The 19,167-nt window shown below is 52.0% G+C and carries 16 protein-coding genes; 5 read left to right on the top strand and 11 right to left on the bottom strand.

Translation table 11 applies throughout. The features are described 5' to 3' along the window. Positions 1-188 precede the first annotated feature (188 nt). Positions 189-788, top strand: a complete 600-nt coding sequence (gene rpsD, locus ACSFXJ_RS10070) for a 30S ribosomal protein S4 (RefSeq protein WP_435925013.1) — start codon at positions 189-191, stop codon at positions 786-788. Positions 789-1,049: 261 nt separating this feature from the next. After that, positions 1,050-4,148 (top strand): transglycosylase domain-containing protein, encoded by a 3,099-nt coding sequence (locus ACSFXJ_RS10065; protein WP_435925012.1) that lies wholly within the window; start codon positions 1,050-1,052, stop codon positions 4,146-4,148. 59 nt (positions 4,149-4,207) lie between these two features. Here ACSFXJ_RS10065 and acsA read toward each other — a convergent pair whose 3' ends face one another. After that, entirely contained in the window at positions 4,208-5,932 is a 1,725-nt protein-coding gene (acsA, locus tag ACSFXJ_RS10060) for an acetate--CoA ligase (protein WP_435925011.1), read from the bottom strand. 209 nt (positions 5,933-6,141) lie between these two features. Between acsA and ACSFXJ_RS10055 the strand changes: the two genes are divergently transcribed. After that, complete coding sequence (locus ACSFXJ_RS10055; protein WP_435925010.1) at positions 6,142-6,774, top strand: GNAT family N-acetyltransferase; 633 nt, start codon at positions 6,142-6,144, stop codon at positions 6,772-6,774. Positions 6,775-6,804: 30 nt separating this feature from the next. After that, positions 6,805-8,010: an acetoin utilization protein AcuC gene (locus ACSFXJ_RS10050; protein ID WP_435925009.1), complete on the top strand. Its 1,206-nt coding sequence runs from the start codon at positions 6,805-6,807 to the stop codon at positions 8,008-8,010. On the opposite strand, the gene ACSFXJ_RS10045 is transcribed toward ACSFXJ_RS10050, so the two are convergent. The 4 genes from ACSFXJ_RS10045 to ACSFXJ_RS10030 all read right to left on the bottom strand — a co-directional run bounded on the left by ACSFXJ_RS10045 (position 8,005) and on the right by ACSFXJ_RS10030 (position 10,856). Beyond that, complete coding sequence (locus ACSFXJ_RS10045) at positions 8,005-8,712, bottom strand: 5'-methylthioadenosine/adenosylhomocysteine nucleosidase (protein WP_435925008.1); 708 nt, start codon at positions 8,710-8,712, stop codon at positions 8,005-8,007. The two genes, ACSFXJ_RS10050 and ACSFXJ_RS10045, sit on opposite strands and share 6 nt — an antisense overlap. A 135-nt stretch (positions 8,713-8,847) precedes the next feature. Continuing rightward, positions 8,848-9,852 carry a catabolite control protein A gene (ccpA, locus tag ACSFXJ_RS10040; protein ID WP_435925727.1) on the bottom strand — a complete coding sequence of 335 codons (1,005 nt, stop codon included), beginning with the start codon at positions 9,850-9,852 and terminating at the stop codon, positions 8,848-8,850. 112 nt (positions 9,853-9,964) lie between these two features. Further along, complete coding sequence (ytxJ, locus tag ACSFXJ_RS10035) at positions 9,965-10,306, bottom strand: bacillithiol system redox-active protein YtxJ (RefSeq protein ID WP_435925007.1); 342 nt, start codon at positions 10,304-10,306, stop codon at positions 9,965-9,967. A gap of 106 nt (positions 10,307-10,412) precedes the next feature. Further along, the gene (locus tag ACSFXJ_RS10030; RefSeq protein ID WP_435925006.1) at positions 10,413-10,856 is read right to left on the bottom strand and encodes a hypothetical protein; all 444 of its coding nucleotides are present in this window, start codon (positions 10,854-10,856) and stop codon (positions 10,413-10,415) included. A 135-nt stretch (positions 10,857-10,991) separates the two neighbouring features. Here ACSFXJ_RS10030 and ACSFXJ_RS10025 point away from each other — a divergent pair, with 135 nt between their 5' ends. Further along, complete coding sequence (locus ACSFXJ_RS10025) at positions 10,992-11,516, top strand: type 1 glutamine amidotransferase domain-containing protein (protein WP_435925005.1); 525 nt, start codon at positions 10,992-10,994, stop codon at positions 11,514-11,516. Between the two features lie 71 nt (positions 11,517-11,587). On the opposite strand, the gene ACSFXJ_RS10020 is transcribed toward ACSFXJ_RS10025, so the two are convergent. From ACSFXJ_RS10020 to ACSFXJ_RS09995, 6 genes are all read right to left on the bottom strand, one after another. Then, complete coding sequence (locus ACSFXJ_RS10020; RefSeq protein ID WP_435925004.1) at positions 11,588-14,119, bottom strand: ABC transporter permease; 2,532 nt, start codon at positions 14,117-14,119, stop codon at positions 11,588-11,590. Between the two features lie 3 nt (positions 14,120-14,122). Further along, positions 14,123-14,818: an ABC transporter ATP-binding protein gene (locus ACSFXJ_RS10015; RefSeq protein WP_435925003.1), complete on the bottom strand. Its 696-nt coding sequence runs from the start codon at positions 14,816-14,818 to the stop codon at positions 14,123-14,125. A 118-nt stretch (positions 14,819-14,936) separates the two neighbouring features. Further along, entirely contained in the window at positions 14,937-15,974 is a 1,038-nt protein-coding gene (locus ACSFXJ_RS10010) for a sensor histidine kinase (RefSeq protein WP_435925002.1), read from the bottom strand. Beyond that, entirely contained in the window at positions 15,971-16,657 is a 687-nt protein-coding gene (locus tag ACSFXJ_RS10005; RefSeq protein WP_435925001.1) for a response regulator transcription factor, read from the bottom strand. Before ACSFXJ_RS10005 ends, ACSFXJ_RS10010 begins: the two co-directional genes overlap by 4 nt. 176 nt (positions 16,658-16,833) lie before the next feature. Next, positions 16,834-18,570 carry a phosphoenolpyruvate--protein phosphotransferase gene (gene ptsP / locus ACSFXJ_RS10000; protein ID WP_435925000.1) on the bottom strand — a complete coding sequence of 579 codons (1,737 nt, stop codon included), beginning with the start codon at positions 18,568-18,570 and terminating at the stop codon, positions 16,834-16,836. A 162-nt stretch (positions 18,571-18,732) separates the two neighbouring features. After that, on the bottom strand, positions 18,733-19,158 hold the full coding sequence (locus ACSFXJ_RS09995; protein ID WP_435925726.1) for a CoA-binding protein: 426 nt from the start codon (positions 19,156-19,158) through the stop codon (positions 18,733-18,735). Positions 19,159-19,167 lie beyond the last annotated feature (9 nt).

The following is a 19,167-nucleotide window of genomic DNA, read 5'->3' as shown; positions in this document are numbered from 1 at the left end:
TGGATAGGATCTTGATTAGGGCGTAACGCATGCGAGCACCCTCTCGGTTTTTGTTGCTGACAAGACAGCGGCTGAACTTTCTTGTCAGAGAGCGGATTTTTATTTTCTATCCTCCGCCCGACCAAACAAAACCCGCGCAAGTAGAACCCTACACGAAAATTACATGAATAAAGGAGTCTACCTATACAATGGCACGTTACACTGGTCCTAAATTTAAACTGAGCCGCCGTCTCGGCATTTCTTTGAGCGGGACAGGCAAAGACTTGAAACGCCCTTTCCCTCCTGGACAACATGGTCCTAACCAACGGAGAAAGGTATCCAACTACGGAGCGCAGCTCTTGGAAAAACAAAAATTGCGCCACATGTACGGTTTGGGAGAAAAACAATTCCGTACTTTGTTCTCCAAAGCGCAAAAAGCGCCAGGTATCGCTGGTGAAAACTTCATGATCTTGCTCGAAAGCCGTCTGGACAACCTCGTATACCGTCTGGGCTTCGCCAATTCCCGTGCAGGCGCGCGTCAATTGGTCGCTCACGGTCATATCACCGTAAACGGCAAGAAAGTGGACATCGCTTCTTACCGCGTCAACGTTGGCGACGTGATCAGCCTTCGTGAAAGAAGCCGCGGCTTGTCTTCCGTGAAGGAAGCCTTGGAAAACCGCACGCATCTTGCGGCTTACCTGGAGTACAACGACAACGCTATGGAAGGCAAGTTCATCCGCCTGCCAGAACGTTCCGAGTTGTCCCAAGACATCGACGAAAAGCAAATCGTCGAGTTCTACAACCGTTAAGAATTGCAAAAACCGGCTCAAGCCTCTGGCTTGGCCGGTTTTTTTCATTTCCCCGATATCCCCTACTTAAGCTAAAAGAGATCACTGTGATAGTAATCCGACGACATCAGCTTGGAAAGCCCAAAAGTCGGATGTATGTGCAGCCTGCTATGCCCCGACACTACCGGTTTGCAACCCTCCCGATTCACATTCCATCCTCTTGACGGAAGTCAAACCCGGGTTTTTGTGCTATAATGTTGCTGTTAAAAAGGAGGAACGTCGATGGTTCATAAGAACGATAACGGTTCGGACAACGGGCAGAGCATTTCCCGCAGCAAGAAATCAGCCCCTAAGCGCAAAAAACGCGGCAAAGGACGCTGGGTGTGGAAAACATTCGGTTGGCTGGTGCTTCTCGGTTTTGCCGGGGCTTTATTTGCCGGAGGAGCCGTGTTCGGATACGTCTCGTCGATCGTCAAAGACGAGCCCGTGAGATCGCGTGCCGATATCGAGCAAAAAATCAATCATAATGAAATGACCGGTTTCGCCTATTTCCGGGATGGACAGCCGATCGGTCAGCTTCGTTCTGAGGAAGACCGGCGGCCCGTCAACTACGAAGAGATCCCTTCGTCGGTGATCGATGCCGTCATAGCGATTGAAGACAACAATTTTGAAGAACATATTGGGATCGACTTCAAAGGCACGTTGCGTGCCGTCAAACAGCGCCTTCTGAAGGAAGACATTCAAACCGGCGGCAGCACCTTAACGCAGCAGCTTGCCCGCCGCGTGTTCCTGAATCTGGACCGGACGGACAACCGGAAAGTGAAAGAGATTTTGCTCGCGCTCCGGCTGGAACGCTTTTTGTCCAAGGATGAGATCCTTACGGCATATTTGAATAAGGTTCCGTTTGGAAACGGCTCCAACGGCTATCAGGTATATGGGCTTAAAGCGGCAGCCAAAGGCATCTTCAATATTTCCAACCTTAACGACCTGAATATTGCCCAAGCCGCCTACCTTGCCGGATTGCCTCAGTCCCCTTCCACGTATTCGGTCTTCAACGGCAAAGGGGAATTCAAGGAGGATGCATTCGAAAAGGCCATGAAGCGGCAGCGCCTTGTGCTGCAGCGCATGCTGGAAGAGAACAAAATCACGAATGCCCAGTATAACGAAGCTTTAGCGTTTGATCTTAAAGGATCGCTTGCACCCACGACTAAGAAAGCTTATGAAACATTTCCTTATTTAATGCTAGAAACGGAGCGGCAAGGCGCCTTGGCGATAGCCATGGTAAACAATCCGGAAATGACCAGGGAAGAAATTGAAGGCAACGCGCAGATTCTTGAGGAAGCGAGACAAGAGCTGCTGACGGGCGGGTATCGGGTCTATACCACGATCGATAAACAAGTCTACAATGCGATGCACAAAGTTTCGGAGAACAAGGACAATTTCTCCCCGGAGAGCAAAACCAAAGGCCTGGAACAGGTTGCGGCCATGATGATCGACAATCGTACCGGAGCGATTTTGGGCATGATCGAAGGCCGGGACTTTTATACGGAGCAAATGAATTATGCTACTCAAATGATCCGCCAGCCCGGTTCGACGATGAAGCCGATCGCGGCTTACTTGCCGGCGATGGAGGAAGGATTGATTCAACCCGCCAGCATCATCGACGACTCGCCGATCATTCTGCGGGATTATCAGAAGGGCTACCACATTCCGGTGAACTCGAGCGGCGGCTATAAAGGGCTTGTTACCGCCCGGACGGCACTGAACGAGTCCCGCAACATACCGGCCCTGAAATTGTTCAATCAAACCGTAGGCATCGAAAAGGCATGGGACTTTTCCAAAAAGCTCGGCATTACTACGCTCGAGGAACAGGACTACTCGGCCCAGACCGGGGTGCTTGGCGGCCTGAAGTACGGCGTGACCGTTGAAGAATTGACCAATGCGTATTCCGCCATCGCGAACGGCGGCGAATTCAACGACGCCTACATGATCGCCAAAATTGCCGATTCGAAAGGTAATATCGTGTATAAGCACGAAGCCGAGCCTCAGCGCGTCTTTTCGAAGCAGACGGCATATCTTATGACCGACATGCTTCGTACGGTAATTACAGACGGAACGGGGAAATCGATTAAGTCAGCTTTTAAAAAGTACGGGGAAATTCCGGTCGTCGGCAAAACGGGCACGACGCAAAACTATGCGGACGTATGGTTTATGGGATATTCGCCGGATGTGACTCTCGGCGTCTGGATCGGTTACAAAGATTCGGTCAATACGTTGTCCGATGCGGGCAAATCCCGAGCTCGATCCATTTGGTCCCTGGTGATGAACGAGGTAACCGAGAAGGAGCCCGATCTGTTCGCGACCAAGGAGTTTACGAAACCGGACGGCATCGTTAAAGCCACCGTGTCCGGTTATAGCGGCAAACTTCCGACCGAGCTCACCCGACAATCCGGGAAATTGGTCACCGACATTTTTAATGCCAAATATGTGCCTAAAGAATCGGAAGACGTCCTTGTCCGGATGAAATACATCACCTATGAAGGCGTGAATTACATCCCGCATGACACCACGCCTTCCGATATGGTTCGCGAGAAAGTGGTCGTGAAGCGCGAGAAATCGATCAAGGAACTGGTCGATGAATTACAAAAGGCCTTCGCCTCGATGAAAGGCGAACGCAAATCGCTTAGCTATTATATGCCTAAGGATGCCGGGGAAGACGCTCCGACGAAGCCGGATCCGCGGACCGACGACGGAAGCGCCCCTGCGGCGCCGGCGAATGTCCAGCTGGTTTCCGGAGGCGGTAAAGCGAAGGTAACCTTTAGCAAGAATGCGGAAAAAGACGTCGTGGGTTATCGTCTTTACCGTTCTGAGGGCGGCGGTACGTTCAAATACACCGGCCAGGCCGCTCTTGCGGGGGAAGCGACGGAGATATCCGATACCGGTAGCGGCGGTTTCGGCACCACCTATTACGTGACGGCTGTCGATGTGGCGGGTAAGGAATCCCAGCCGAGCGCGATCGTCGGTAATGACAGCTGGATACCGGATAATTGGGGAGATAACGGCGGCATCGGAGGAACTGATCCTATTTCGACGCCGGGAGATCTTTCTTCCCCGCCTAGCACGCCGGGACAGGTGAGTATCCAAAGAAGCGAGAACGGCGTTGTGGTGAGCTGGGCTGCCGGAACGGAAACCGATCAGATCACCGGCTATAACATCTACTTCGCCGATTCCGAAGGCGGCCCGTTTAACAAGATGGGCTCCACTGCAGGAACATCGTTCACCTTCAAAAGCGACAGCAACGTCGGCTGGATTCAGGTAACGGCATTCAACGATGCGGGAGAATCCTCGCCATCGGCTGCAGCAAGCATGCCGAGCCTATAAACAATAAAGAGCTGTACTTCGGAAAAATGAATTTCTGAAGTGCAGCTCTTTTTTTAACCTCAATCCTCTATCGTTGATAAATCACCGGCCGGGAGATTCAGCTCCCAGGCTTTCAGAACGCGCCGCATGATTTTACCCGATCGGGTTTTCGGCAGTTTATCTTTAAATTCAATTTCCCGCGGAGCCGCATGTGCGGACAATCCTTCCTTGACGAACCGGGAGATTTCCGCCTTCAGCTCATCGGTCGGTTCATAGCCTTCCCTCAAGGAAATAAACGCCTTGATGATCTCCCCTCGCGTCGGGTCAGGCTTGCCGATCACGCCCGCCTCGGCGACCGCAGGATGCTCCACCAGCTTGCTTTCCACTTCGAAAGGTCCGATGCGCTCCCCTGAGGAGTTGATGACATCATCGATCCGTCCCTGGAACCAGAAGTATCCGTCTTCATCCATATAAGCCGTGTCGCCTGAAATGTACCATCCCGGAATACGGAAATATTCCTCGTACTTCGGAGCGTTGTTCCAGATCAGCCTCATCATGGACGGCCATGGCGTGCGGACCGCCAAATTCCCCATCCGGTTCGGCGGCAGCACCTTGCCGTTATCGTCAATGATGGCCGCCTCAATGCCCGGAACAGGCCGTCCCATCGATCCCGGCTTGATCGGCATGGACGGATAGTTGCAGATCAATTGTCCCCCCGTCTCGGTCATCCACCAGGTGTCGTGGATCCGGTGTCCGTAAACCTTGTGGCCCCAGCGCACAACTTCCGGGTTCAACGGTTCGCCTACGGACAGAATATGCCGCAACGAAGACAAATCGTATTGCTTCACGATATCTTCCCCTGCGCCCATAAACATCCGGAAAGCGGTCGGTGCACTGTACCATACCGTTACCTTGTTCCGCTGAATCGTGTCGTACCAGTCCCCGGGGCTAAACCGGCCTCCTCTGACGACGTTGGTGACCCCGTGGAGCCATGGAGCGAAAATACCGTACGACGTACCGGTAACCCAGCCCGGATCGGCAGTGCACCAGTAGACGTCGTCTTCTTGCAGATCAAGAACGACCTTGCCCGTATAATAGTGCTGCAGCATTGCATTGTGCACGTGATATACGCCTTTAGGCTTTCCTGTTGACCCTGATGTATAGTGCAGAATCAAACCGTCTTCCCGGTTCACCCACTCGATCTCGGTTTCCGGCGAAGCCTGTTCCATCCCTTTAAAATAATCGACAATGCCCTCTTCCGGCTCGATTTGTTCACCAACGAGAAAAATAGATTTAAGCAAAGGGAGTTCATCCCGTTTTACCCTTGGCAGCAAAGCGGTTGTCGTCACGAGAGCGACGGCGCCGCTGTCTTCCAAACGGTCTTTGACCGCGGTCTCCATAAACGCTTCGAACAAGGGGCCGACCACCGCGCCGATTTTGATGATCCCAAGAATACTGACGTATAATTCCGGACTTCGCGGCATAAACACAAATACCCGGTCTCCCTTGGCGATCCCCTGACTGCGAAGCAGGTTTGCAAACCGGTTCGACTTTTCCTGCAGCTCTTGGAAAGTGTAAACTTCTTGCCTCGTCGGGTCGTTGAACAACAGCGCGATTCGCTCGCCTTTCCCCGCGTCAACATGACGGTCAATCGCTTCATACGCCATGTTGACCTTCCCCGTTTCATACCAGGAAAACTGTTTTTCAACATCCTCCCAGCTGAAATTTGCATACGCTTCCTCATAATTCCCCAAATTGGAAGAAGGGGATCCTGCCGAAATAATTTCTCCTTGCAATTGACTCATCGTTCCATCCTCCCTTTATCATCAATCTTGAAAACGGATACAAATATCGTTTTAGTGAAGGGGTTAGGCATTTGTCAAGATGTCAAGTGAAAAATGTGAAAAATTTATGTCGGAAACCATTATATCACACGCCTTGACCAGCGGCTATACTTTTCAAATTTTCATTTTTCTGTTATAAGTGAGTGGAATGAGCAAAGGAGGCGGCATTGATGGAACACCGAAAAACGTATATCCGCCACACCCTGCCCCACGAAGATCGTGAAATTGTTCTGGAAGGCCCGGTAACACCGTCCCATCTGCGGACCCTGCGCATGCATCCGGACCTGGACGCATTCCGCCGGCCGGAGGATCAACTGGAAGCCTTAATCGAAATTGCCGGGCTTCCGGAAGGGCGGATTATTTTGGCCCGGGAGAATGACCTGATCGTCGGTTACGTTACCTTCCACTATCCCGACGAAATGGAACGCTGGTCGCAGGGTAATATGGAAGATTTGATCGAACTCGGAGCGATCGAGGTGGCGGACGAATACCGTTCGCTGAAAATCGGGTCAAGCATGATCCGGACCGCGTTTGAGGACGGTCAAATGGAGAAGTACATCGTGTTTACGACGGAGTACTATTGGCATTGGGATCTCAAAAATAGCGGCCTATCCGTCTGGGATTACCGAAAAATGATGGAGCGCCTGATGCAGACGGTCGATATGGTTTGGTACGCCACGGACGATCCGGAAATCTGTTCGCATCCCGCCAACTGTTTGATGGTCCGGATCGGCAAGGAGGTCCCGATCGAATCCGAGGAGCGGTTTGACAGAATCCGTTTCCAGCAGCGCTTTATGTATTGATACTAGATTCAAAGGAAGGACAGTGACAACATGTCTGGAAACGCTTTATTTGTCCATCACGATAAGGCGCTCAGCTACCGGTTTCACGATCATCATCCGTTCCACCCGCTACGGCTGCGGCTCACTCTGGATCTCCTTACGGATATCGGGGCTCTTTCCCCCTCCCAAATGCTGGACTCCAGGCCCGCCACCGAAGAAGAATTGCAGTTTATTCATCAGCCGGGTTATATCGAGGCCGTCAAAGCGCTAAGCGAGGCCGAGCCGGATTCGGAATGGATCGACCGTGCAGACCGGTACGGATTGATGGATGAGGATACGCCTTATTTTGCGGGAATGCATGAAGCGGCTTCCTATGTCGCCGGAGGCACGATTACGGCCGTAGAAGCCGTGATGTCGGGCAAGGCGGCCCACGCCCTTCATTTGGGGGGCGGACTTCATCATGCCCTGTCCGCCAAAGCGGCGGGCTTCTGCGTATACAATGATGCGGCGATTGCCATCGCCTATGCCAGACGTCATTACGGGGCAAGAGTGCTGTATGTCGATACCGATGTTCATCACGGCGACGGGGTTCAATGGAGTTTTTACTCTGACCCGGAGGTGTGTACCTATTCCATCCACGAAACCGGCAAATATTTATTCCCCGGTACGGGCCATATCAATGAGAGAGGCGAGCATCAAGGATACGGGGCTTGCTTGAACATTCCGCTGCAGCCCTATACCGAGGATGATTCCTGGATGGAATGTTTCGAACAATCCATCGCCCGGTTGACCGCCTATTTTAAGCCGGATCTGATCGTCAGCCTGCACGGCTGCGACGCGCACGCGCTGGACCCGTTAAGCCATATGCATTGCAGCATGGACATTTACGGTAAAATGCCCGCGATTTTGCACAAGCTGGCCCATACCTATTGCGAAGGACGTTGGGTCGCCGTCGGCGGCGGTGGATATGACATGTGGCGCGTCGTTCCCCGGGCCTGGAGCCTGCTGTGGCTTGAAATGAGCCATCATCCGTTAAAAAGGTCGCTGGACCTTCCTAAGGAAAAAGAGGCCGCAGAGGGGCGTCTTCCGCGATCCTGGATCGACAAGTGGCAAAGCCAAACCGAGCTGCCGCTTCCCGAAACCTGGCTCGACGATTTGTCACGTTGGGAAGGAATTCCGAGAAGATCCGAAATCACGGCAAAAAACCGCGAGACTCTCGCGGTTGCCATGCAGGATTACCCGGAACTGACTTTATAGCCCGTTAAAATGTTGAATCATATTTTCCACGATTTCAAAGGAGCGTTTGGAAGCGGCGGCGGTAAACTCGGCAAAATTCACGTCCGCCGTTCCGTCCGCCTTGTCCGACATGGAACGCAGCATGACATAAGGAACCGAATTCATGTGACAAACCTGTCCGACCGCGCCGCCCTCCATTTCCACGCAAGCCCCGTCCATGCTTTCATGCAGAAAACGGACCATTTCCTGATCCGCTATAAATTGGTCCCCGGACAGCACTCTGCCGACCATGAATTTGTGATCCTTGCAGATCCTTGCGCATGCCTCCTCCGCGAGCTTGATCAGCCGGGGATCGGCGGGAAAATCGGATACTTCCTGATACGGGGTGATCCCCCGTGGGATGCCGATGGCCGAGCAATCCATATCATGCTGCTGGCAGGAGGAAGATATGACGATATCTCCGACATCGAGTCCCGGATTCAATGCCCCGGCCACTCCCGTGAAAAACACCGCATCCACAGTAAACCGGTCGATCAAAATTTGCGCGGTTACGGCCGCATTCACCTTTCCGACCCCCGATTTGCACACGACAACCTTCTTGCCGCGAAACCGTCCCGATATAAATGCCAAGCCTGCCTGAACCGTCCTCTCCTGCCCCTCCAAACCTTGAAGCAGCAAAGCGATTTCCTCATCCATGGCTCCGATAATTCCGATCGTGGTCATGACTCTTCACACTCCATATCGAATGTTAAGTTCCGGATGATCCTAAAAAAAGCTCCTTAGCAGGAGCTTTTTTTCCGTTTATAACCTTTTTCATATATTTGTCTGTCTAATCTATTTATAATTTAAAATCAGCCTTTAAACATGACTGACGGACAACCGCAAAATTGTTTCGTGAGGCAGAATAACCCGCGGATTCTCAACGGTTTCCTTCTTCATCAGCTTCGTCAACAGACGCATCGCCACGGCACCCAAATCGTACATCGGCTGGGCAACCGTCGTCAGCTGCGGACGCACCATGGAGGCCATCCGGATATTGTCGACGCTGATAATGGAGAAATCGTCCGGTACTTTCAAACCTTCGTCCTGGATGCTGTGAATCGCACCGATGGCCATTTCGTCGGTTGCGGCAAAAATGGCTGTAGGGCGCTTTTTCAAGCCCAGGAAATACTTCATCGCTTCCACGCCGGATTCATAACGATAGTTGCCGATGCGGACAAGATCCTCGTCATAAGGAATGCCCGCCGTTTCCAACGCGCGTTTATAACCTTGGAAGCGAGCATAACCGTTCGCCGGATCCTGCAAGGTTCCGCTGATCATCGCGATATGCCGGTGTCCGTGGCGGACAAGCGTGCTAACGGCATCAAACGCAGCCGCTTCATGATCGATGTCGACCGATGGAATCATTCCGTTCTCGTCGCTCGTCGCGCAAAGCACGATCGGTACGGAGGAAGTCTGGAAGGCTTGAATATGCTCTTCCGTCACTGTTCCGCCCATGAACAACAGCCCGTCCACCTGCTTCTCAAGCAGGGTGTTGATAACACGGATTTCCTTTTCCTTCTTCTTGTCGGCATTACACAAAATAATATTATAATGGTACATATTGGCGATATCTTCGATGCCTCTAGCAATTTCCGCGAAAATTGAATTCGAAATATCCGGGATTACTACGCCTACCGTAGTCGTCTTCTTGCTGGCAAGGCCTCTTGCCACCGCATTCGGACGATATCCCAAACGTTCAATCGCTTCATAAACTTTCTTCCGGGTTTGCGGCTTCACGTTCGGATTGTTGTTCACAACCCGTGAAACCGTAGCCATCGAGACGCCCGCTTCACGTGCCACATCGTAAATGGTAACCGTCACATTCTTCTCTCCATTGCCATAGATTTTCACTCGTCCATCGCCTCAAAGTCCTGTGCATCAATTAAATTTATGATACGACAAAATACTACTTTGTGCAATGATAACGCTTCATTTACATCAGATTTACTTTCAGCGTTTCTTCCGTAATGCGGGAATGGGACGTGTGCCATACTGCCTGGCCGTCCTTGATCAGAATCGCCTGCGGCGACTCATGCTTGACACCAAGCTTGTCCGCAGCTTCATTGGATACTTCACGGTCCTCTACAACGTAAATCAGCCCGTATGTAATTTTTTCATTCGGAGCGTCATTCAAATAATTTTCCATTTGCCGGTAAGCACCTTTGCTGATCGGGCATCTCGTGCTGTGCTTGAACAGCAAAAGCGGTTGTTCCGAAGACGCGCTCAAAGCGCTGTGCAGATGGTCAATCGAAGTGATCCTCGCTAAGGCGGACAAAATTTCCATCCCCTTTCAGAAAACGATTTTCATTTTTTCTATCAATATCTTACCAAAAAGGGGAGGTTAAAAACAACATGAACTGACAAATTATTATGAAATCCTTTTATTTCATTCCAAGAAATTGACGTTCTTTTACATATTTCGACAAAGGGGCCAGCCTGACCGTGATTTCATTCATCCATGCCGTATCGTTCATTTTTTGGGCGCACCCGTATAAATCCAGCAACAGGTTGATCCGCTCCTCGCAATTCTTCACAAGAAGGTGATCAAACGATTTTCTATCCATCTCTTCCCTTTGTGAGTACAGTCCATACATCACATCGGCCAATTCATTCAATTCGGTAAAAAATACGCGTCCGCATTTCTCACGCTGCTTCAATTGCCGGATCAAATCTATCAGATCCGCTTTAACGAAAGGCAATAATTCATAGTAATTGCATTCTTGGCATTCTAGAATCGGAACCCGGTCGACCTGGTACTTATGTTCGAAAATAATCAGCCGAAAACCGAGGCTCATATTTTGTCCGCAACGGCACAAAAAGGCCACAGGATCACCTCATCAAAACCTCTACATTTTATTGGGAATTACGAAATATACGCGAAAGAAACTAGTATTTTTGATACAATTAAAATATTGAAACCGAGTTTCGTCAAGAGTTTCGGAAGACAGGAGGAGACGAATATGAGATTAACTGGCAAAAAAGTAATCGCATTGGTCGATGAAGAATTTGAGGATTTGGAGCTCTGGTACCCGATCTATCGGGTTCGTGAAGAAGGGGCCGAGGTGCATTTGGCGGGCCTGGAGAAAGGTAAAAAATACATCGGCAAATACGGCGTGCCCGCCGAGGCCGAATTTGCGTTCGAGGAAATCCGTGCCAGCGACTATGACGGGATTCTCGTGCCCGGAGGCTGGGCTCCTGACAAGCTTCGCCGATATGGGAAAGTGCTGGATATGATTCGCGAACTGGATCAGGCCAAAAAACCGATCGGACAAATTTGCCATGCGGGCTGGGTGCTGATTTCCGCCGGTATCCTGAAAGGGGTCACCGTCACTTCCACGCCGGGGATCCGCGACGATATGGAAAATGCCGGTGCGGTCTGGAAGGATGAGCCTGTCGTCACCGACGGACATATTATCTCCGCGAGACGCCCGCCGGATTTGCCCGAATACGGAAAAGCGTTTGTAGACGCTTTGGCGGCGCGATAAAAAGCACAATGAGACATGAAACGGACCGGACAAGGCTGCCCTTGAACGGTCCGTTTTTCATTTCGCGGTGGTTACTCCGCCTCTCTCAGCCTCTCCACGATCGTCGCCTTGGCCAGTGATTGGTAGGCGGTAAGCGTGATCACGAAGGAGACGACAAACAGAATCAAAATTGCCGACAAGATCGGCCAACCGGACATGTGGAATACGGTAAAGGCCAAATTATCCGCAATTCCCTTTGCGACCAGATAGGTAAGGTAAAGCCCGGCCGTGCCGCCGATAATCCCGACGAACAATACTCCATACATCCCCTCAAATATTAACATCGTTTTTAATTGTTTTCCGGTCATGCCGATGCTTTCCAGTATCGCGAATTCATTCCGCCGGGAAATGATGCCGGTGGTGACCGTGTTCAAATAATTCAAGATGCCGATGAGCGCGATAATGAATGTGAGCCCGTAACCGATCGTTTGAAAGACGCGGATAAATCCGTTCATTTCTTGCTTGTAGTCCTCCCTGGACTTCATCATCAGATCGGAGTTGCTGTCGACCAGCGCTCGCAACATTCGTTCCGCTTGGTCCAGCTTGGGGGGATCGGCATGGACAGTCGCCGACAAGATCCCCGGATGTTCAATCGCACGTGCAAATTCCTCGGCCGGAAAAAATACATTAAAGCCTCCGCCCGTATAAAACTGCGTTCCGGCAGCATAGAGGGCATCCTGCCTCAACACCGCCATTACCTCGTATTCTTTATCCATTCCATCGAATTTTATTTTTTCCCCCGGTTGGTAATACGACGCATAGAGATCCTTGTCTCCATCCAGAATCGTTTCCGTGATCAAGATGTAATTCCCGGAATCAAACTTAAGCCGGTCAAACGTGCCGGAAACAAAATCATCCTTTTGCAGAACATCATACCAGCCCGGACCGATTCCATGGAGCTGGAGTTCAATGGTTCCCATATTCAAAATGGATCCGAACATGGGCTTTCGGGGGTCTTCGTTTTCAGCCAAAGGCTCCAGCAGGCTTTTGATATTTTCGTTGATTTTTAAAAATATCGGCTGATAATACACCTTATCGACACTCTCGATCCCATCGCTGCCCTCCAGGGATTTTACAATCTCCTCCGTAACCGCGGTCGTTCCCGCATCCAAATGGGCCGGGCCATTGGCCGGCTTTTCTTTCAACACGAAGTCGCCGGAAATAAACGAGCTCAAGTATTTGTCCACGCTCAGCGAGCCGATTACCGTGTAAACAATGCTGAACAGGATCAGACTCAGCGATAAGGAGGCCAGCATGAGCACCAGCTTTTTTTTATGGCGAAGCACGTTCGCCAAGGCCATGCGGAATAATTTGGCCCCGTGTGTCGAAAGTCTTTTCTTTTTCCTTCCCCCATCATTCAACCCCGTAAATTTCACGGCTTCGACAGGCGCAATTCGCGAAGCGGTACGTCCCGGTTTGCTTGCAGCGATCCGGACGGTCAGATACGAAAACAGCGCGGCGGCTACAAAAATAAGCGGACTTGCCGAGAACGTCATCACATCCTCCTGCGACGAAAAAGCGTTCATCATCGGAGTTAGCCACCGTCCGGCCACGTACCCGAATAGAAGCCCCGGCAGCAATGCGATCAAATAAAGCCGGTTCGCTTGCATCGTAATGATCTTTCGGAGCTGCCGCGGCGTCGTCCCGATCGTTTTGAGCAAACCGTAAAATTTGATATCCCTGATGACCGAAATATGAAAAATATTATAAATCAGCAAATACCCGCTCAGCATCGTGATGAGGATCAGTCCGGCAAAAGGAAGCACATTAATCGGATCTTCGAAAATGCCGACGCTGGCATAAGCCCAATTCACTCCATAGTCCGCATCCACGCCGGTGTCGGACATCACCTTCTTGATTTTGTCCTCGATACCGAAGGAATTGTTAAAGAGGACCTCAAGCCGCGTCGTGTTCACGTAGGAACCTGTCGCCCTGGTTTGAAGCGGATCGATCCCGGACAGATTTTCCCTGACAAATGCCTCGGATACAAATGCCATTCCCGACATGGCCAGATACTGGTCGGCTTTAAAATAACCCGACAGTTTGAAGGTCTTGGACATCGGCTTCCCATCGATCTCCATATCCAGGTCTACCTTCGCGCCCAATTGATGAGGGATGCCGAGCAGATCGAGAGCCCAGTCGTTCATGACGATTTCATCTTCCCCGGCCGGCAACCCGCCTTCGATGAAACGGACAAAGCTATGCTTGGCGGAGTTTTCATCCACCTGATCGATTTCCACGCTGGAGCCCCTGAACGCCTCATTCGTAGCCCAACCCACGAGGACGGCCCGCCCATACTCTTTGATCAAGGGATGCTTCGCCAACTGATCCGCCTCATCCGGAGTAAGGTATTTGAAGCTACCGTGGAAGTCGCTGCCCGCCGTCCTCATCTGCGTCCGCTCCATCGACTTGTTGATACTGAAGCCCATCGTAAACACCGAGGTAATCAGCATCGTCGTCAATACGATGGCACAAACAATCATCAGCCCCCGCATGCGGTTGCTTTGCAGACTGCGTGTCGCCAACCGCGCAACGGATTTCCCGTGATTCGTCCGCATGATCATGGCTTACCTCCCCGCCCCGTGCACGATATCCGGTCGGTTTTGGATGCGGCCGTCTTCAATCCGGATGATCCTGTCGGCCGTTTGGGCGATTTCTTCGTTATGGGTGATCATGACGATCGTTTGATCGAATTTTTCGCTCAGCTGCTTGAGAAGAATCATGACCTCCTGGCTCGTCTTGCTGTCCAGGTTCCCCGTCGGCTCGTCCGCCAGCACGATGGACGGTTTGGTCGCAAGCGCCCGGGCGATCGCCACCCGCTGCTGCTGCCCTCCGGACAAGCTTGACGGCAGATGATGCACCTTTTCCTTAAGCCCGAGGGCTCCGATGATCCGGTCCACATGTTCTTTATCTACCGGGGTTCCGTCAAGCTCGATCGGCAGCACTATATTTTCATAGGCATTCAAGATCGGAATCAGATTATAGCTTTGAAAAATAAAGCCGACCGACCGCCTTCTGAATATCGTCAAGTGTTCGTCATTCATGCCGAAAATATCGTTGCCATCCACAAAAACCTTGCCCTCCGTCGCCCGGTCCAATCCGCCCATCATATGGAGGAGCGTGCTTTTGCCGCTTCCGCTCGTGCCCACGATCGCAACAAACTCTCCCCGTTCAACGGTAAGAGACACCCCATCCAGCGCTTTGACGACCGATTCGCCCTTGCCGTAATATTTCTTCAACTGATCAATTTGCAATATGGACATAACCGTTCTCCCATCAATAAAATAAAGTCCGTACCTGCCGGTACAGACTCAATGTAGCAAATTAATCTGACACCGCGGTGTCAGAAATATAACGGAATGGTCACTTTCTTTCCCGTGCTTAAATCGCCGGCAAAAAAACGGAGAACTCGGAGCCTTCGCCGGGAACCGAGGATACCTTGACGTATCCCCCTTGGGCGGCGATAATTTCGCGGGTCAGATACAAGCCTATGCCTACTCCTTCATATTCCGCCGTTCCCTTTCCGCGAAAGAACCTTTTGAAAATATCGTTCCGTTCGTCTTCCGGAATGCCGATTCCGTTATCGGCGATGTCGATCCGGGTGAACATTTCGTTCGCCTGAACCGAAACATGGAGGCTTCCGCCGGAAGATTTACCGTACTTGACCGCGTTCTCCAGCAGATTAAACAGCGCTTCTGCGGTCCACTTCGGATCATGCCTTGCCATGATCGCGGGATCGCATTGAATGCGGACTGCGACCCCTTTCCGCTCGGCAGCCGCGTAAATCTGCGAAACGGCGCCGGTTATCGTCTCGATGACGGGAGCGGGATCCTGCCGGATGGTGATCATGCCGGTTTCGAGCCGCGACATTTTGACCAGGGACCGAATCAGCCAGTCCAGCTTGGCCGACTGATCCTTGATGCTGGCGACATGCCGGCGCGCTTCTTCGCCGAGCCCCGGGGCTTCTTCCAACAGTCCGATGTATAAAATGATGTTGGAAAGCGGGGTTTTCGTCTGGTGGGATATGTCGGAGATAAGAGATTTGATGCGGCTCTTCTCCGTTTCGAGCTTGCGTTCATGGGTACCGGTCAGTTCCACATAGCGGGTGACTTTGTGCTCGAGCGCGGAGGCCACACTTTCCGTATAGCCCGTTTGCCGCGGCCGGCCGCTGATGGCCCCGTCCAACATTTCGCTTAACACCTCTGCGGTGAAGGAAGCCTCCCTTTGCATCGTCCAAATCAGGGCGGCGGCGAGCAGCAACAAGAAAAGAACGAAGAAAACGGATGCCCACCCAATTGCCGGATCCAAACCGGTATTATATGTTACCGCTCCGACGTACCCCGCCGTCAACAGCAGGAACATCCCGGCAAAAATCGCATAGATCACGCTCCAATACCGACGTCCGCGTTTTTTTCTCATCTCCCGTCCCCTTCGGCCCATACGTACCCAAGCCCGTAAACGGTTTTAATATAATCCGGCGCCGACGGGTCGTCCTCGATTTTGGACCGCAGCCGCTTCACCGTCACCGTCAGCGCGTTTTCATCCACAAACTCCGCCTCACGGTCCCATACCCGGTCCATGAGCTGTTCTCTTGTCAGGATGCGGCCCCGGTTGGACGCCAGCACCTTTAACAATTTCTGCTCCGTTTTGCTGAGCGACAGGCTCTGCCCTCGTTTACGGAACTCCATTCTCCCGAAATCGAGGACCAGCGGGCCGATCGCCAACTTGTCCTCATGAATGGAACGGCTTCTCCGCAACACCGCCATCACCCGGGAACGAAGCACCATCAGGCTGAACGGCTTCGTAATATAGTCGTCCCCGCCCAGTTCGAAGCCGAGCACGATGTCGGACTCCATATCGTTGGCCGTCAAAAAGATGATCGGTACCCGCGAGGTCTGCCTGATTTTTTCGCAAAAATCAAGGCCGCTCCCGTCCGGCAAATTCACATCGAGTACGATGAGGTCAATGTCTCCCCCGGCAAACCGATTCTCCGCCGTCTTCAGGTCATAGGCCTGTTCGATTTCAATCCCGTCCTGGGCCAGCGTCAGCGCGATTCCTTTATTCAAACTCATGTCGTCTTCGACGATAAGCAGTGTTGTCATATCGCAGTCCTGCCTTTTTCCGCTTTCCGCGGCGATTTATTCCCTATTTTGACTTATTATACACAATGTTACCGATACGTGTGGAGGTCGTTCACTTTGAATTCCGAACATTCACGCACATAAAAAAAGCCCCCGCAATAGGGAGCAGTTTTATGATGACATAATGGTTCCATCTTTTATCCCCGAACGGGATCTTTGCCCAAAAAGCGGGTCAGCTCCGCCTCGATCTCTTCGCTTGAGGTCAACCCGTAGCAACGTTTGCCTTCTTCCTGCCCTTCGGCCTCCGATGTGTTCAGCACGCGGTGCTTGACTCTGAGCAAAGCCTGCGGCGACATACTCAGATTGGTAACCCCCAGATGGAGCCAAATCGGCAGCGCCCTTTCGTCGCCGGCCAATTCTCCGCAGACGCTTACCGGGATGCCCGCATCTTTGGCGGCCGATACGGTCTGTCTCAATAAACGAAGGACCGCCGGGTGATACGGATTGTACATATGGGCGATTTTTTCATTCATCCGGTCCACGGCCAGCACGTATTGTACCAGGTCGTTCGTACCGATGCTGAAAAAGTCGACCTCCTTCGCCAGCAAATCCGAGATGGCCGCTGCGGCAGGAACCTCAATCATAATCCCCGATTCCACCGCATTGCTAAAAGGAATTCCTCTTTCTCTCAACTCTTGCTTGGCTTCCTCGAGCATCCGTTTGGCTTGCCTGATTTCACCCAGAGAAGAAACCATCGGAAACAATATTTTCACGTGGCCGTAATGGCTGGCCCGCAAAATGGCGGTGAGCTGGGTTTTGAACAGCTCGTTCGCGTCCAGGCTGATCCGGATTCCCCGGTAACCGAGGACCGGATTTTCTTCATCCGGCAAAGAAAAATACTCCAGCTGTTTATCCCCGCCGATATCGAGCGTCCGGATCGTGACCGAATGACCTCCCGCTTTCTCGACAACCTGGCGGTAAACTTCAAATTGTTCGTCTTCGGTCGGAAACGTCGGCCGGTCCATATACAGAAATTCCGTACGGAACAAGCCAACGCCCTCGGCTCCGTATTTGACCGCAAGCTCCAAATCTTTGACCGAGCTGATATTGCCGGCCAGTCGAATGCGGTATCCGTCTTTAGTGACGGCTTCGACGGACGCAAGCAGCTGCAGCTGTTCCTTTCTCCGGCGCTGCATTTCCGCAATTTCGGCATACTTGTCGACAAGATGGCGCTCCGGCTCCAAATAAATCAGGCCTTCGTCACCGTCGATGATCAGCAGGTCGCCGGTCTGGATCGGACGATCCAGCTTTTGTTCTTCCAGGCCGGACACAAGCGGTATGCCGATCGCCCTGGCCATGATGGCGGAGTGGGAGGTTTTCCCCCCGGCCATCGTCACCATCCCGAGCACGTTGTCCGGGTTCAAGTGGACAAGCTGCGACGGCGAGAGCTCCTTCGCAACCAAAATATAAGGCTGCGTATCCGCGGGCAGCGTAATTTCCGGCGTACCGAGCAAGTGCTTCAGCAGCCGGTTGCCGACATCCTTAATATCGAGCGCCCGCTCTTTCATATATTCATCATCCAGCAGATCGAACATGGTGACGAAATGGTCGATCGCTTCCTTGACCGCCACCTCGGCTGCCTTGTATTGACGTTCGATGACCCCCTGGATTTCACTCATAAACACCGGGTCTTCCAAAATGGCGATGTGGGCGTCAAAAATGCTGGACTCCTCGACACCGACCGTTTCTTTAATTTCATTCTTCATGAACTCGATTTCGGTTTTGGACGTACGGATGCCTTCGTATAATCTTTCGAATTCTTTGGCAAGATCGACCTTTTCCATCCGGCGATCCGGCACATCCCACTCCCAGGCGGGCAGCACAAAAGCTTTGCCGATCGCTACGCCCGCTGCTGCTCCGATACCCTGTATCATGTTTCGACCCCCTAAAATCCTATTTCAACCATAGGATACCCTCTCTCTAATTCTTTATGGTAAGCCCAGCTTCACAAATTTGTCAAAGGAATTTCTCCCTAAATTAAAAAGAAAAAGACCCGGATCAATGAAGACCCGGGTCCCTGGATTGCGATAGGTTTCTTAACGTTTGCCGATCAAGATGCTGTCTTCCACCTTAATGCAGCGGTCCATAATGACCGTCAGGCCGCCCTGCGAAGCGATTTCGTAGGCTTCGTCGCTGGCGATGCCCAGCTGGAGCCATAGCACCCGCGCCCCGATGGCCACGGCCTCGTGCGCTACCTCCGGCGTGTATTCGCTGCGGCGGAACACGTTGACGATGTCCACCGGCTCGGGAATGTCTTTCAGGGAAGCGTAAACCTTCTCGCCCAAAATTTCGCCGCTGACGGACGGATTAACCGGAATGATGCGATACCCGTTGCTCTGCATAGCCTGAGCTACCATATACGAGGTCCGGTCGGTTTTGTCGGATAATCCGACGACGGCGATATTTCCGGCATTCAGCAAAATTTCCTTGATCTGCTCGCGGCTCGGATTTTCAAATGCCATTGCCAATCA

The organism is Paenibacillus salivarius (assembly GCF_051307165.1).
Classification (GTDB): domain Bacteria; phylum Bacillota; class Bacilli; order Paenibacillales; family Paenibacillaceae; genus Fontibacillus.
The sequence above is the reverse complement of the archived record's forward strand: the minus strand, read 5'-3'. Positions and strand labels throughout refer to the sequence as shown.

Excerpts from the sequence above, each read along its gene's own strand:
- ACSFXJ_RS10065 (WP_435925012.1), top strand. The coding sequence starts at position 1,050 with ATGGTTCATAAGAACGATAACGGTTCGGACAACGGGCAGAGCATTTCC.
- ACSFXJ_RS09995 (WP_435925726.1), bottom strand. The coding sequence starts at position 19,158 with ATGGCATTTGAAAATCCGAGCCGCGAGCAGATCAAGGAAATTTTGCTG.
- rpsD (WP_435925013.1), top strand. The coding sequence starts at position 189 with ATGGCACGTTACACTGGTCCTAAATTTAAACTGAGCCGCCGTCTCGGC.
- ACSFXJ_RS10050 (WP_435925009.1), top strand. The coding sequence starts at position 6,805 with ATGTCTGGAAACGCTTTATTTGTCCATCACGATAAGGCGCTCAGCTAC.
- ACSFXJ_RS10005 (WP_435925001.1), bottom strand. The coding sequence starts at position 16,657 with ATGACAACACTGCTTATCGTCGAAGACGACATGAGTTTGAATAAAGGA.
- acsA (WP_435925011.1), bottom strand. The coding sequence starts at position 5,932 with ATGAGTCAATTGCAAGGAGAAATTATTTCGGCAGGATCCCCTTCTTCC.
- ACSFXJ_RS10045 (WP_435925008.1), bottom strand. The coding sequence starts at position 8,712 with ATGACCACGATCGGAATTATCGGAGCCATGGATGAGGAAATCGCTTTG.
- ptsP (WP_435925000.1), bottom strand. The coding sequence starts at position 18,570 with ATGATACAGGGTATCGGAGCAGCAGCGGGCGTAGCGATCGGCAAAGCT.
- ACSFXJ_RS10015 (WP_435925003.1), bottom strand. The coding sequence starts at position 14,818 with ATGTCCATATTGCAAATTGATCAGTTGAAGAAATATTACGGCAAGGGC.
- ACSFXJ_RS10025 (WP_435925005.1), top strand. The coding sequence starts at position 10,992 with ATGAGATTAACTGGCAAAAAAGTAATCGCATTGGTCGATGAAGAATTT.
- ACSFXJ_RS10020 (WP_435925004.1), bottom strand. The coding sequence starts at position 14,119 with ATGATCATGCGGACGAATCACGGGAAATCCGTTGCGCGGTTGGCGACA.
- ACSFXJ_RS10055 (WP_435925010.1), top strand. The coding sequence starts at position 6,142 with ATGGAACACCGAAAAACGTATATCCGCCACACCCTGCCCCACGAAGAT.
- ACSFXJ_RS10010 (WP_435925002.1), bottom strand. The coding sequence starts at position 15,974 with ATGAGAAAAAAACGCGGACGTCGGTATTGGAGCGTGATCTATGCGATT.